At 28.4% G+C, this 14,179-nt stretch carries 14 protein-coding genes; 12 read left to right on the plus strand and 2 right to left on the minus strand.

The window, feature by feature from the left end; all coding sequences use genetic code 11:
• Positions 1 to 28 precede the first annotated feature (28 nt).
• Positions 29 to 946, plus strand: a complete 918-nt coding sequence (gene rsmH, locus L8T82_RS05465; protein WP_263726053.1) for a 16S rRNA (cytosine(1402)-N(4))-methyltransferase RsmH — start codon at positions 29 to 31, stop codon at positions 944 to 946.
• Positions 947 to 949: 3 nt separating this feature from the next.
• The gene (locus tag L8T82_RS05470; protein ID WP_263726054.1) at positions 950 to 1,873 is read left to right on the plus strand and encodes a hypothetical protein; all 924 of its coding nucleotides are present in this window, start codon (positions 950 to 952) and stop codon (positions 1,871 to 1,873) included.
• On the opposite strand, the gene L8T82_RS05475 is transcribed toward L8T82_RS05470, so the two are convergent.
• Entirely contained in the window at positions 1,870 to 2,361 is a 492-nt protein-coding gene (locus L8T82_RS05475; protein WP_133319905.1) for a hypothetical protein, read from the minus strand. The two genes, L8T82_RS05470 and L8T82_RS05475, sit on opposite strands and share 4 nt — an antisense overlap.
• A gap of 131 nt (positions 2,362 to 2,492) precedes the next feature.
• Between L8T82_RS05475 and L8T82_RS05480 the strand changes: the two genes are divergently transcribed.
• Positions 2,493 to 3,467, plus strand: coding sequence for a glycosyl transferase family 90 (locus L8T82_RS05480; RefSeq protein ID WP_263666432.1), 975 nt, complete (start codon positions 2,493 to 2,495; stop codon positions 3,465 to 3,467).
• An 11-nt stretch (positions 3,468 to 3,478) separates the two neighbouring features.
• Positions 3,479 to 4,336 carry a D-amino acid aminotransferase gene (locus L8T82_RS05485; protein WP_263726055.1) on the plus strand — a complete coding sequence of 286 codons (858 nt, stop codon included), beginning with the start codon at positions 3,479 to 3,481 and terminating at the stop codon, positions 4,334 to 4,336.
• On the opposite strand, the gene L8T82_RS05490 is transcribed toward L8T82_RS05485, so the two are convergent.
• Positions 4,333 to 5,709 (minus strand): cation:dicarboxylate symporter family transporter, encoded by a 1,377-nt coding sequence (locus L8T82_RS05490; RefSeq protein ID WP_263709287.1) that lies wholly within the window; start codon positions 5,707 to 5,709, stop codon positions 4,333 to 4,335. The genes L8T82_RS05485 and L8T82_RS05490 overlap by 4 nt on opposite strands.
• A 285-nt stretch (positions 5,710 to 5,994) precedes the next feature.
• Here L8T82_RS05490 and L8T82_RS05495 point away from each other — a divergent pair, with 285 nt between their 5' ends.
• From L8T82_RS05495 to L8T82_RS05530, 8 genes are all read left to right on the plus strand, one after another.
• Positions 5,995 to 8,046 carry an FTR1 family iron permease gene (locus tag L8T82_RS05495; RefSeq protein ID WP_263726056.1) on the plus strand — a complete coding sequence of 684 codons (2,052 nt, stop codon included), beginning with the start codon at positions 5,995 to 5,997 and terminating at the stop codon, positions 8,044 to 8,046.
• On the plus strand, positions 8,043 to 8,564 hold the full coding sequence (locus L8T82_RS05500) for a ferrirhodotorulic acid transporter, periplasmic binding protein (RefSeq protein ID WP_012661874.1): 522 nt from the start codon (positions 8,043 to 8,045) through the stop codon (positions 8,562 to 8,564). The genes L8T82_RS05495 and L8T82_RS05500 overlap by 4 nt, the downstream gene beginning before the upstream one ends.
• Before the next feature lie 77 nt (positions 8,565 to 8,641).
• Positions 8,642 to 10,063, plus strand: coding sequence for a Fe-S-containing protein (locus tag L8T82_RS05505; RefSeq protein WP_263660235.1), 1,422 nt, complete (start codon positions 8,642 to 8,644; stop codon positions 10,061 to 10,063).
• Positions 10,053 to 11,345, plus strand: coding sequence for an ABC transporter permease (locus L8T82_RS05510; protein WP_263726057.1), 1,293 nt, complete (start codon positions 10,053 to 10,055; stop codon positions 11,343 to 11,345). Before L8T82_RS05505 ends, L8T82_RS05510 begins: the two co-directional genes overlap by 11 nt.
• Entirely contained in the window at positions 11,335 to 12,450 is a 1,116-nt protein-coding gene (locus L8T82_RS05515; RefSeq protein ID WP_263726058.1) for an ABC transporter permease, read from the plus strand. Before L8T82_RS05510 ends, L8T82_RS05515 begins: the two co-directional genes overlap by 11 nt.
• The gene (locus L8T82_RS05520) at positions 12,450 to 13,106 is read left to right on the plus strand and encodes an ABC transporter ATP-binding protein (protein WP_012661870.1); all 657 of its coding nucleotides are present in this window, start codon (positions 12,450 to 12,452) and stop codon (positions 13,104 to 13,106) included. The genes L8T82_RS05515 and L8T82_RS05520 overlap by 1 nt, the downstream gene beginning before the upstream one ends.
• Positions 13,096 to 13,587 carry a TlpA family protein disulfide reductase gene (locus tag L8T82_RS05525; protein ID WP_263669958.1) on the plus strand — a complete coding sequence of 164 codons (492 nt, stop codon included), beginning with the start codon at positions 13,096 to 13,098 and terminating at the stop codon, positions 13,585 to 13,587. Before L8T82_RS05520 ends, L8T82_RS05525 begins: the two co-directional genes overlap by 11 nt.
• A complete protein-coding gene (locus L8T82_RS05530) occupies positions 13,548 to 14,045 on the plus strand; it encodes a TlpA family protein disulfide reductase (protein ID WP_263726059.1) in 498 nt (165 codons plus the stop codon). Before L8T82_RS05525 ends, L8T82_RS05530 begins: the two co-directional genes overlap by 40 nt.
• Positions 14,046 to 14,179: the final 134 nt, after the last annotated feature.

Raw genomic sequence — 14,179 nt, forward strand, 5'->3', positions numbered from 1 at the left:
TATACTAAAAAATATTAAAAGGTATATTTTGCAAAGTCCACATATTCCTGTTTTATTACAAGAAGTTTTAAATACTTTTGATGATTTTGATAGCGGAGATTTTTTAGATTGTACTTTGGGTTATGGAGGGCATTCTAAAGCATTATTGCAAGCTCATGAAAAATTAAGATTAATTGCTTGCGATAAAGATTTAGAGGCTTTAAATTTTTCCAAAGAGTTTTTAAAAAATTTTCAAGATAGAATAAGTTTTAATCATATAGGTTTTAAAGATATTTTAACTCAAATTTCAACGCAAAACATAAGAGGAATTTTAGCTGATATTGGTGTATCTTCTTTGCAGCTTGATAAAAATGATAGGGGTTTTTCACTAAATTCTGATTTTTTAGATATGAGAATGGATCAAAATAATCCTTTAAGTGCTAAAGAAGTGGTAAATTCTTACAACAAGGAAGCTTTAGAACGAATTTTTAAAGACTATGGAGATCTAGCGCCGGTTGCTTCAATGCTTGCTCAAAAAATTATCAATGCAAGAAGTCAAAAAGAGATTACAAGTGCAAAAGAATTAAGTCAAATTATAGGAAATGCTAAGTTAAAAGGACGCAATGTATCTTTAGCTTTGCTCGTATTTCAAGCTTTGCGTATAGAAGTAAATAATGAACTTGGTGAGTTAAAATCCTTACTTGAAAATATAGAAAAAGCAAAATTAAAAGATTGTAAATTAGCTATTATTAGCTTTCATTCTTTAGAGGATAGAATAGTAAAAAATACTTTTAAAAGATGGGAAAAAGACTGCATTTGTGATGAAAGAGCTATAAAATGCGAATGCGGTAAAGGACATAGTCTTGGTAAAATTTTAAGTAAAAAAGCTATAAGTGCCTCCAAAGAAGAAATAAGTTATAATAGTAGATCAAGTTGCGCAAAAATGAGAATTTTTTATTTTAGGTAAATAATGATTGAAGATGATTTTTTAAAAGAAAAACAAAATATACGCGAAAAAATGTTGAAATATTCTAGAGCTATTAAAGAAGGTAGACCTTATGAAGAGCATGAGCACAATTTCAATGAAAGCGATCGCATATTAAAAAATAGAATACAGCGTAAAAAAAGACCCAAATTTACAGACTTTGATGAAGAATATAAAGAAAAACCTAAAAAACAATCCACTATTTATTTAAAAGAAGATTTGATAAATGTTAAATTAGAAGAAAAAAAGCCTTTTAAATTACAACTCAATTTTTTCAAAAAGCAAAAAGAAAAATTTGATAAAAAAAATGATAAAAATCTTAAGCCATCTAAAAATGCTAAAACTTTGCAGGAAGTAAAAAAAGTAGAAAAAATACAACAAGAAAAAAAAGATTCTATTCAAATATCTAAAATTCTTACTCAAAGTAATGTCTTTGTCGCTTCAAAATTTCAAGATTTAAAAGAAAAAAGAAAAGAAAAAGTCAAACTCAAACAAGAATTAAAAGAGCAAAAAAAAATCGAACAAGAAAAAATAAAAAAAGCTCAAGAAGAATTAAAAGAAAAAGAAAAATTAGCTAAGCAAGAGCAAAAAATTTTAGAAGAAAAGGTAAGGCTTGAAGAAAACCAAGAATATAATCAAGAAGATAAATACGAACTTTTAGATAGCATAGTAAGTGAGGAAAATAAAAATTTAACCCCTAAAAATTTATTATACGCAGGTTTGATGATAGCATTTGCTTTATTGATATTTTTCCCACAAATTTATATTAGAAATCAAATTTATTATGTAAGTAGAGAAATAGCAGATTTAAGATCGCAAGAATTAGTTTTAGATGAAGAAAACAAAGAGCTTCAAAGACAGCTTGAAGCATTGTATTTTCAAAATCAAGTTTTAGACTTTTTAGATTAATCTTGTGTTTGAATGATTTTTTCTAAAACATATTGTTCAAGTTGATTTTTTGGAATTTCTTCTTTAATAGCTTGATTATAAATATTTTCTGCTATTTTTGAATATTTTTCATAAGCAAAATATGGAAAATGTAAAGTCCAGGCTTTTTTCAATAATCTTTTGCTTATTACTTTTCTAGTATAAATTTTAAAAATATCATAGCCAACAAAAACACAAGCGGTAACAAAAATAGCACTCAAGATGCTAATATGAAAATCAATAATTGTTAAAAAATAATGGCTGATGATAAGCATAGGAACTAAAATAGCTATACAAAAAAGGGTGTATATAAGATAAGAATTAAATACCTTAAATTTAAAATTTAATTTCGCAGGATCTATCATCATACCTTCATTTAACAAGGCATTTGCTTCTAATAAATCTTTTAAATTAACAGGTTGATTTGAAACTTTAAAAATAAAGTTTAAAATAAATTCTTGTATTTTCATTGTTTTACCTAGTAAGTATGTGATTTTTGTGATTTTAGCATTTTTGTTTTTAAATAAGATAAATTTTAAGTCTTGTAAATGAAATCTTGTGTTAAAATTTACATTATTTTTGCATATAAAGAAAGAAAAAGATGGCAGATTCTAGATTTATGATGAATGTAAAAGGCATAGGCGGAGCTTTTATTCCAAGAATTTTATTTCAGAGTAAGTTAAAAAATATTTTTTCTGATATCTTATTACTGAACACAGAAAAAAAGGAGTGTGTAAAAAAGAGAATAAATTATTACAATAAACTAAATTTTGATAGAGCAAAGCATATTACATTATCACAAGCTGCTGAAAAAATAGGAAAATTCCCTTTTAAGAAAACCTCATTGGCTTATGATGCTTATACAATTAGTAAATATTTTAATGATGATTTTTTATGGATTAAAGCTTTTGGTGATATTTCTTATATTTTAAAAGAAGCTTCAATTTGCAAAGATAGACCTATTTGCAATAATAACTATAATAATATAATTATGAAGTTAGATAAAAATAGACATTTTGTTTTTTTAAAGGATAAATATGTTTTTGAAGATAAAAAAAACATTGCTATTTTTAGAGGTGCTGCCTATCAAAACAATAGAGTGAAGTTTTTTGAAAAAAATATTTCAAATAAAAAATGTGATATTGGTCACACAGGAAAAGGTTGTAATGAGTGGAAAAAAACATTTTTAAGCAAGCAAGATCAATTGCAGTATAAATTTTTAATATCACTTGAAGGTAACACTTTTGCTAGTAATTTGATTTGGTCGTTAAGTTCTAATTCTTTAGTTTTAGCCCCAAAAATGCGTTATGAAACTTGGTTTATGGAAGGAAAGTTAGTTCCAAATGAGCATTTTGCTTTGATTGATGATGATTATGAAAATGTAGAAGCTTTGCTTGATTATTATTTAGCTAATCCACATAGAGCAAAAGAAATCATACAAAATGCTCATGCTTATATAGAGCAATTTTTAGATGAAAAGATAGAATTTTATATAGGAATTTTAGTTTTAGCTAAGTATTTTTATTATTCTAATCAGCTTGATTTACCAAAAGATATTATTGATTTATTTGATTAAAAGGAGAGTTTATGCAAGAGATGGAAATAGTATTTTTAAATGATGAATTTATAAAAGCTAGCGAAGCTAAAGTGAGTATTTTTGATAGAGGTTTTATCTTTGGAGATGGAATTTATGAAGTAGTTCCTGTGGTAAATGCAAAAATAGCTGATAAAGAAGAATTTTGGGAGCGTTTTGAGCGTAGTTTAGCCCAAATTGATCTACAAATTCCTTATACAAAAGAAGAATTTGAAAATATTTTAAAACAATTAATCATTAAAAATTCTCTCAAAGAAGGCGGGCTTTATATGCAAATTACTAGAGGGGTTGCTAGTAGAAATTTTGCTCTTTTAAAGGAGTTAAAACCTACTATTATGGCCTTTGCTTTTGAATGCAAGGTGATTGAGCATGAGTTTGCTAAAAATGGAGTAAGTGTTATTTCAACAGCTGATTTAAGGTGGAAAAGAAGGGATATAAAATCAATTTCTTTATTAGCTCAATGTCTTGCAAAAGAAGAAGCTGTTAAAGCTAAGGTTTTTGAAGCTTTTATGGTAGAAAATGCTTTAGTTACGGAAGCTTCTAGTAGTTCAGCTTTTATTATAAAAGATAAAACTTTAATCACTAAGCCATTTTCTAATGAAATCTTACCAGGAATTCGCCGTAAAAATATCTTAAAATTTGCAAAAGAACTTGATCTTAAAGTAGATCAAAGAGCTTTTAGTATGAAAGAAGTGTATGAGGCTGATGAGGTGTTTATTTCTGCGGCTACTTTTTTGATTTTAGGTATTATAAAAGCAGATAGTAAGGTAATTAATGATGGTAAGGTGGGCTTTTATACCCAAAAACTAAGAGAAAAATATGTAGAAAAAATTCAAAAAGAGGTTTTTTAATCAAAACCCGCATTAGTAAATTCTTTAGGATTATCTAGAGCGTAGCGAAACTTTTCCCAGTCTATTTGTTTATCCCAAATAGCTACGATTAAAGCTGCTACGCTATTACCACATAAATTTCCCACAGCACGAATTTCAGACATAAATTTATCCACGCCCAAAAGTATAGAAATGGCAGCCACAGGTAAAACCTCGCCCAAACTTGCTCCTAAGCCATTGTTAGCTTCTGCAATGTGCATATTAGATAAAGCCGCAAGTGTACTTCCTAGTATAATAAAACCTGATCCAGTCACACCAACAGCACCTTTTGAGGCTATCATAAGCACTATTAAAATGCTAATTTCATGAGTTAAAGAAAGTTCTACATTAAAAGCTTGAGCAAGGAAAATTAAACTCATAGCCAAATAAATATTAGTACAATCAAGATTAAAACTATATCCAGTTGGTAATACCAAGCCCACAGTGGCTTTTGAAATTCCTGCTTTTTCAAGTTTTCTCATAAGCGGAGCTAATGCTGATTCGCTAGAACTCGTGGCAAAAACTATTAAAACTTCTCTTGAGATAAAATGCATAAATTTAAAAATATTGACTTTAGCAATAAAACAAATAAGCCCTAAAACTCCAAAGATAAAAAGCAAAGAAGCAAGCAACATAACAATAAGCAAATAACCCAAATTTAATAAAGAATCAAGTCCATATTTTGCCACTAAAAAAGCCATCGCAGAAAAAGCGGCGATGGGAGAAAAATACATAATGATTTCTAAGATTTTAAAAACAAAACTTTGCATAATTTCTAAGGTTTTTTGTATAGCTTTTCTCTCATCAATTCTCATAAGTGAAATAATAAAAGCACAAGCTAGGGCTATAACTAAGATTTGCAAAGTTTTTCCCTCGCTAAAAGCAGCTATGATATCAGTAGGTATAGCGTCTTTTAAAATATGCAAAATTTCATTTTGCACACTTATTTCTATATTTTTATTAACAAATTGAGCCACACTTTCTTGATCTAGAGTGCTTGGATCAAGGTTCATTCCTTTACCAGGTCCCATAATGTTTGCCATAAAAATGCCAATAGCTAAAGCAAAAGTGCTTACTATTTCAAAATAAAGCAAAGCTTTAGCTCCTATGCTTCCAACTTGTTTTAAGCTTTCAAGACTAATAACACCTAAAACAATAGTTAAAAATATAATAGGACCTATGAGAATTTTTAAAGCTTGTATAAAATAATCTACACCGATTTTACTAGCTAATGCAAATTCCTTATCTAATAAGCCAAGGCAAATGCCAGCTATAATTCCTATAATCACCCAAAAACCTAAATTTTTTAACATTTTTTTGAGTTTGCTTGGTTTTTCATGAGTAATAACTAGCATAAAAAACTCCTTGTAATTTTAAAAAACGATACATATTAGCAAATAAAAACTTATTTTTATTGTTAAAATAAATAAAAAATAAATATAAAAGCTAAAAATAATAATTTTTTATCTTATTTTGTAGATAAAAGTAGCATTTTGTAGTATTTTTGTATGATTTATTATGAAATAAATAATGATAATGTTTATCTAAATTTAAGAAAGCTAGTACTATACTTGTGACTATGATTTTAAAAATGAATATCATTTCGGAGTAAAATAGTGTTTAAAAAAATAAGTTTATTAATGATTTTTTTATTTTGTTCTTTAACACTTGCTAGGGATATTGATTATCAAAAAGAAAGTCAAAATATTAAGCAAATTTTGAATGAAAGCATGGTGTTATATAAAGATAATAAAAATTTAGAAGCTAAGAAAAAAGCTGAAGATGCATATTTTCAGCATTTTGAAACCATGGAAGGCTCTATTGGTCGCAATGTCGGTAGAAAAGTCATTGTGATGGAGCGTAAATTTATTAATTTAAGAAAAATGTATAAAGATAAAGAAGATATTTCTAAGATAGAAGCTTTAATTAGTAGCTTGTATTTTGATTTAGATGAAGTCGTTCCTATATTAGAAAAAGGATTTCAATTAAAAGCTGAAGCTAGTGATATAAATTATGATAAAAAAGCAGCTGAAAGCTCATCTTTAAAAGCAGAAAAAGAGCGTCAAGCGCAAGCTGAAGCTATGTTTGCATCTTTACTTGGAGAGGATTTTAAAGGACAAACATCATCAAATTTGACTCAAAATTCAACTACTCAAGAGCAAAATATCCAAAAAGACGAAACATTATTAGCCTTACAAGAAGCTTCAGCTATGGATGCAAGATTGCAATTTTTAATGGATTCAATGATTTCAAAACTTGATCAAGCAGCATTGGCTTTTGTGAATAAAGATTACCAAAAAGCTAAAGATTTAATCCAATCAGCATTATTCGAAGATTATAGAAATTCAAAGGTAGAAGTTTTAGTAGCAAGATACACAAAAGCGGGTATGGATAAAAAAATACAAACAAAACTTAGAACTATAATAAGAAAAATCAACAATAACACTTTGGATGAAAAAGCTATAAGAGATGAAATTTCAGACATATCAGATTTATTATATGAAGCATTCCTAGCTTTACCCAAAGAAGAATTAGCTTTACTTCAGGTTAAAGGCTTTGATGAAAGTGTTATGAGTACTAAAAACTATACTAAAGTATATGATGATATAAAAATTGCACTTAATAATATTTTACAAAATTATGATGGTTTTAATTTAAATAGCATAGATGCTTTACAAAATGTTTATTTGGATATTTTTGAAGCAAGTGGTATGGAAAGTAAAATTGGTGCTATTGATAGTGCTTTAAAATTAAAAATAGAAAGTTATTTTTCAAAAGGTGTTGCACTTATTAAAGCAAGTGCTTCTAAAGAAGAATTAAAACAGAATTTTGATGAGCTTGGTGCATTAATTGAAAATTCTTTGGATAAAATTCAAGAATCTTCACCTATGTCTTTATTTATATGGGCTTTGGGTATTATCTTAAGAGAAGGTTTAGAGGCTTTAATCATTGTTGTAGCCATAGTTTCATATTTAGTTCAAAGTGGCAATAAAAAGCGTTTAAGTATAGTATATTCAGCACTTTGGAGTGGAGTATTTTTAAGTTTTGTAACTGCATTTTTTATTTCATGGATTTTTAAAGAACAAGCAGGGCAAAGTAGAGAATTTTTAGAGGGCATTACTATGCTTGTGGCTGTTGCATTACTATTTTATGTCGGTTTTTGGCTTTTATCAAATGCGCAAAATAAAAAATGGGCAAATTATGTAAAAACTCAAGCAGTTGAAGCTATCTCAAATAATTCAGCAAAAACTTTATGGTTTAGTGTGTTTTTAGCTGTATACAGAGAAGGTGCTGAAACTATTCTTTTTTATCAAGCTTTATTATTTGATGCAAAAACAAGCACAGATTATAGTTTTATATTTATAGGATTAGCTAGTGGATTAATTATACTTATAATACTTTATTATTTATTAAAAGCTGGTGCTTTAAAAATACCAGTAAAACAATTTTTCTATATAACTTCATACATTATTTTTTATATGGTCTTTGTCTTTACAGGCAAAGGCATTGGTGAGCTCATAGAAGCCAAGGTTATTACACCAAGCTTACTTCCTTTTGATTTTGAAGGAATTTTATGGCTTGGAATTTATCCTTACTATGAGAGCATCATACCTCAGTTTATGGTTTTAATCTTACTCATTATGGGTATTTTTATAACAAAGCAAATTTCAAATAAAAGGGAAAAAATATGAAAAAAACTTTATTAAGTTTAGGTGCAGCAGCTAGTATTTTAGCTAGTTCAGTTTTTGCAGCAGAGGTGCCAATTGGCGATCCTTATGAGTTAAATGGTATGGAAATAGCAGCTGTTTATTTGCAGCCAATCGAAATGGAGCCAAGAGGGATTGATCTTGCAGCAAGTTTAGCAGATATTCACCTTGAAGCAGATATTCATGCATTAAAGGGTAATAAAAACGGCTTTCCAGAAGGTTTTTGGATTCCTTATTTAACTATAGCTTATAAGCTAACTAATCTTGACAATGGTAAAGTAAAAACAGGAACTCTTATGCCTATGGTAGCAGATGATGGCCCTCACTATGGTGCAAATTTAAAAATGGATACAGGTATTGGAAATTACGAGTTAGTATTTTTAATAGAAAGCCCAGAAAAACAAGGTTTTGGACGCCATGTTGATAAAGAAACGGGTGTTGGTAAATGGTTTGAGCCATTTTCAGTTAAATACAACTTTAAATACACAGGAAAACCTAAGTGATTTTTTCCCTAGCTTTTTGCTAGGGTTTATTTATAAAATTATTGATTTTATAAATAAATTCTATCAAAGAAGAGCCTATGTCGATTTATTTTGTACATTTTTTTGGAGTATTTTTTTCTTACACACTTTTAAGTGCTTTATTTTTTTATAATCTAAAAAATTCTTTAGTGTTTAAACTTGCTTTTGTGGGTTTTGTTTTTTCTTATTTTGCTTTTTTTATTAGCGCTAAAACATTAAGTTATGATTTGTTGTATTTTTCTAATGATGTTTTATTTGTTTTATTGCTTTTAAGTGTTATCATTTTTTCTTTTATAAAAAATAATTTTTTAAAAGAAAAAATTCAAGTAATATTGCTTTTTTTATTATCTTTTGCTTTTGGTATAAAATATTTACATATTTCTATCGACTTTCCTATATTAAGCACTAATTTTTTAGATTCTTTAGCGATTAGTTCTTTTGGGCTTATTTTGCTTGCTTTTGTGATGTGTTTTGGGGTTTATCTTTTTACAAGATGGCTAAGGGAATTTAAATTTAAATTTTTAAATTTATTTTTACTCATTATCGTGATTTTTTATCTAAATGAAGCTTTAGCACAAATTTTATTGCACCTTATGAGAGAAGGTGTGATAGAAACAGAAAGTTTATATTTAAGCTATGTGGCAAAAAGTGTATATTATGCTAAATTTTATACATATATATGGTTTTTATTGCTAGGAATTTGTATAGTTTTAGCTCTAAAGCAAAGAGTGAGTGAAAACAGCAAGAAAAAAGATTTTGATATAGAATTTAGAAAAAATCAAGCAAAAAATTCAACTATAACTAATTTTAGTGCAAGTATTTTTAGTGCTATGATTTTAAGTCTTTGTATTTTTCTCTTTTATGACTTGCATGCTTCAAGACCAATCACCATAGACGAGCCAACCTATGTAGAGCCAAATGAAAATAATGAATTTGTTTTTGATGTGGCAATATTAAGAGATAATAACTTACATCGCTTTGCTTATATTAGCGATGAGGGTAAAGTGGTAAGATTTTTCTTAATTAACAAAAGAGAAGATAAAGACTCTCCAGTAGCAGTTTTTGATGCTTGTAGTATATGTGGAGATATGGGGTATGTTAAAAAAGGTGGAGAGTTAATTTGTATTTCATGTAATGTTAGAATTTTCTTACCAAGTGTAGGTAAGGCAGGTGGGTGTAATCCTATCCCTATGAAATATAAATTTGAAAATGGTAAAGTTATCATACCTTTTTCAGAAATTTTAGATGGGGTAAATTTTTTCACTCAAGTAGTAGAAAAGAAAGTTTATGATCCTATTGATCATACCGAGCTTATTAACTTAAAAGCACCAAGATCTTATGTTTATAAAGGAAGAACATATTTTTTTGCTAATGAAAAAAATTATGAAGAGTTTAAAAACGATCCTTTAAAATACATTGATATGAATAAATCTTCAAAATATAGAATTCATAATTTATTAGGAAATGACTATGCAAGTTAAGATTGTAAAAAACTCTATTTTTCAAAATAAAATCCAAAAATCTCTAGCCTTACTAACGATTTTTTTAGCTACTTTACTTATGGCTACTATGTTAAATCTTACTTTGGGTATAGGTAATGAAATTACAAAAGAATTAAGAAGTTATGGATCAAACATTTTAGTTTTACCTAAAGGTGCAAGTTTGAGTGTAGAAGTGGGTAATAAAATTTATGAGCCTTTGAAAAATCAAAATTTTTTAGAAGAAAACAAGCTCCATACTATAAAAGAAATTTTTTGGAGAAATAATATCAATGCCTTTGCGCCATTTTTAGATACTCAGGTAAAAATTCAAACTCCAAATGCAAATTATGAAAATATCTCTTTAGTGGGAACTTATTTTGATAAGGCTATAAAGATTCAAGATGATGATGATTTTTATGCAGGTATTAAAGAATTATACAAATATAGTCAAATCAAAGGAAATTACCCAAAAGATGATAGTTTAGATGAAATAATGCTAGGAATAGATTTAGCACAAAAGTATGATTTGAAAATAGATGATGAAATCACCCTTGTGCAAAATGATCAAATTTTTAAAGTAAAAATTGTTGGTATTATGGATTTAACTCAAGCTTTTTCAAATAAAATCATCACTTCTTTGCTTTTAGCACAAAAGCTTTCTAAAAAAGAAGGTTTATTCTCAAAAGCAGAAGTTTCAGCTTTGACTATACCTGAAAATGATTTAGCACAAAAAGCAAGACGCGATGTAGATAGTCTTGATCAGCTTGAGTATGATCAGTGGTATTGCACTGCTTATGTAAGTTCTATTGCCTATCAAATTGCAGAAGATTTTAAAGGTGCAAGCACAAAAGTAGTGAGTGCGATTTCAGATGCAGAAAGTTTGATAGTATCTAAAATTCAATCTTTAATGGCAGTAGTTAGCATTATATGCTTAATCGTAGCTTCCATAGCCATATCATCTTTAATGAGTGCGGATATTTTTAGAAGAAAAAATGAGATAGGGCTTTTAAAAGCTTTAGGTGCTAGCACTTTGCAAATTTATATGATTTTTGCGTTAGAAGGGGTTGTGGTAGCTTTAGTTGGGGCTGTTTTGGGCTTTGCTTTTGGTATAGGTATGTCAGAGATTATCGCCTTGAGTATATTTGAACATACCATTGAAATTTCCTGGATTATCCTACCAATTTGTTTATTTTTTGCAGTGCTTATAGTATTTTTAGGATGTTTGTTTTCTATCAAAGGAATTTCTAAACTTTCTACTTCAGAGGTTTTATATGGGAAATAATTTTTTTATGCAAGAGGTTTTTAAATCTCTTATTTTTTCTTATAAAAGAGTTTGTGTTATTTTTATAGCTGTGTTTATTGGTGCTATGGTAAGTGCTTCGTTTTTTAATATTTATTTTGATATTGACACAAAATTGTCCAAAGAATTAAAAGCTTATGGAGCTAATTTTATCATCACGCCAAAAGATGATGAGTTTTTAAACATGGATGAATTTAATCAAGCCAAAGAAAACTTGAAAGCAAAAGCTTTAACCCCATTTTTATATGGTTTTTATAATCTTGAAAGTTCAAGTGCGGTAGTTGTTGGGGTTGATTTTGCAAATTTAAAGCTTACCAAGCCTTTTATGGAGGTTTTAAAAGGAAGCTTTTCTTTGAGTGATTTTAGTGAAGATAGTGCCTTTGTGGGGGCTGATTTAGCTAAACAATTAGAGCTTAAAATAGGACAAGAATTGCAAATTTATAACCCAAGTATATCTAAAATAGTCAAAGTAAAAATCAAAGCTATTTTAAGAAACAATGATGAGCAAGATGGGGTTTTAATCATCTCTTTAAAAAAAGCTCAAGAGTTAGCAGCTAAAGAAGTGATAAATTATGCTCAAGCTATTTTACTAGGTGATTATGAAAGCTTAGATCAAAAAGCAAAAGAACTTAGCAAGGCTAATGTAGAAGCCAAAGTCATAGCTTCAGTATCCATTAGTGAAGGTGTGATTTTAGAAAAGATCAAGGCTTTGATGGCTTTGATTAGTTTAACTATTTTGCTCATTAGTTCTTTGAGCGTAAATACCACTCTTAGTGCAGTGATTTTTTCAAGAAAAAAAGAAATAGCCTTGCACCTTGCACTAGGAGCTAAGCATAAAGAAGTTATTAAACTTTTTGGAGCTGAAGTATTTATTTTAAGTTTAAGTGCGAGTTTGCTTGGTGCTTTTTGTGGATATTTTTTGGCAAATATTTTTGGGTATTTGATTTTTAATGCAAGTATAGATTTTAGATTGCTTTCAGTATTTTTTGCGGTACTTGTTTCTTTGGTATTTGCATTTTTTGCAAGCATCTTACCACTAAAAAAGGCTTTAAAAATCAATGTTTGTGAAAATTTAAAGGGTGAGTGATGAAAAATATTATAAAAATTTCAAATTTAAATCGTAATTTTAATGAAGTTAAAGCTTTGCAAAATATCAACCTAGAAGTAAAGCAAGGTGAATGGCTAGCCATTATGGGTCCATCAGGTTCAGGTAAATCAACACTTTTAAATATACTTTCTTTGATGGATACTCAAAGTAGTGGGGAGTATTTTTTAGATGATAAAGAAGTTGGAAATTTAAGCGAAGAAGAAAAAAGCGTGATTAGAAGAGAGAAAATAGGCTTAATTTTTCAACAATTTCATTTAATACCTTATTTAAATGCCTTAGAAAATGTTATGCTAGCTCAGTTTTATCACTCAAGCATAGAACAAAAAGACGCTATAATGGCACTAGAAAAAGTAGGGCTTTCACACAGACTTACGCATTTACCTAGCCAATTAAGTGGCGGGGAGCAACAAAGGCTATGCATAGCAAGAGCTTTAGTGAATGATCCTGAAATTTTATTAGCAGATGAGCCAACTGGAAATTTAGATGAGGCAAATGAAAAAAATATTCTAGAACTTTTTTGTAAATTAAAACAAGATGGCAAAACCATAGTTTTAATCACTCACAATCCAGACTTAGCCACCTTTGCTGATAGAACTATCATTTTAAGCCATGGAGTGATGAAAAGTGAAAATTAAAAGTATAATTTTAGCTTGTTTATGTTTAGTTTTTTTAAGTGCGTGTTTTGAAAACAACAATAAAAATGGCGGCAAAGTAGGCTTAAAAGCACCAGAAATCGCAGCTAAAAATTTAGAAGGTGAGAAAATCAAACTAGCTGATTTTGATAATCTCATTGTTTTAACCTTTGTAGAGCAAGGTTGTGCATCTTGTTTAAAAGACTTACCACTCTTGGAAAAACTAGCTAGCGAATATCCTAAAAAAATCACTATTTTAGCGCTTGATTCTGTGGATAAAGGGAAAGATTTTGAAGAATTTGCTACAAAATATGATTATAAAAATATTATATTTTTGCAAGATGATTTAGATATATCATGGCAAAGATTTAACATTTTTGCAGTACCAACAACTTTTGTCATTAAAGATGGAGTTGTGCAAGATAAAATCATAGGAGAAAAACCATGGTCACAACTAAAAGCTTCTATTGCTTCTTGGCTTTAATAAGTGTTTTTTTCTTTAGTGCATGCTCAAATAGTGAATTTCAAACCTTAAATTCAAGTCAAAACTATACTTTTAAATACGATGGTTTTGAAAAAACCTTAAAAACACAAAATGCAAATCAAGCTTATGCTTTATTTTTTTTCACGCAAGATTGTGGTGCGTGTAATGCGCAAATTCCTATGCTAAACGAGCTTTATAAAGAAAGAAACTTTCCTATTTTAGCAGTGTTAAATGGAGCTAAGTCAAAAGAAGAAGCTCAAAAAATTCTTTTGGAAAAAAAGTTAGATTTGCCACTTTTATATGAAGCTAAAGCAAGTTCATTTTTGTCTAAAGCTGTAGGTGGAATTTATGGTGTGCCTGTGATAGTTTTTTATGATGAAAAAGGCAAAATAAATGAAAAATTCATCGGACTTACTCCAAAAAGTGTTTTAGAAAATAAGATTAAATTTTTACAATAATTTTTTTATTAAAAGTATTAATATTGTTGTATTTGCAGTATTTAAGATATTTTTTATCTTAAAATATTTTTAAGTAAAAATTTATAAATAAAATATTAATATTCCAAGTTCATTATCAAAATATTGTCAATGAA

It is taken from the genome of Campylobacter sp. IFREMER_LSEM_CL292 (genome assembly GCF_025771615.1).
Taxonomy (GTDB): domain Bacteria; phylum Campylobacterota; class Campylobacteria; order Campylobacterales; family Campylobacteraceae; genus Campylobacter_D; species Campylobacter_D lari_D.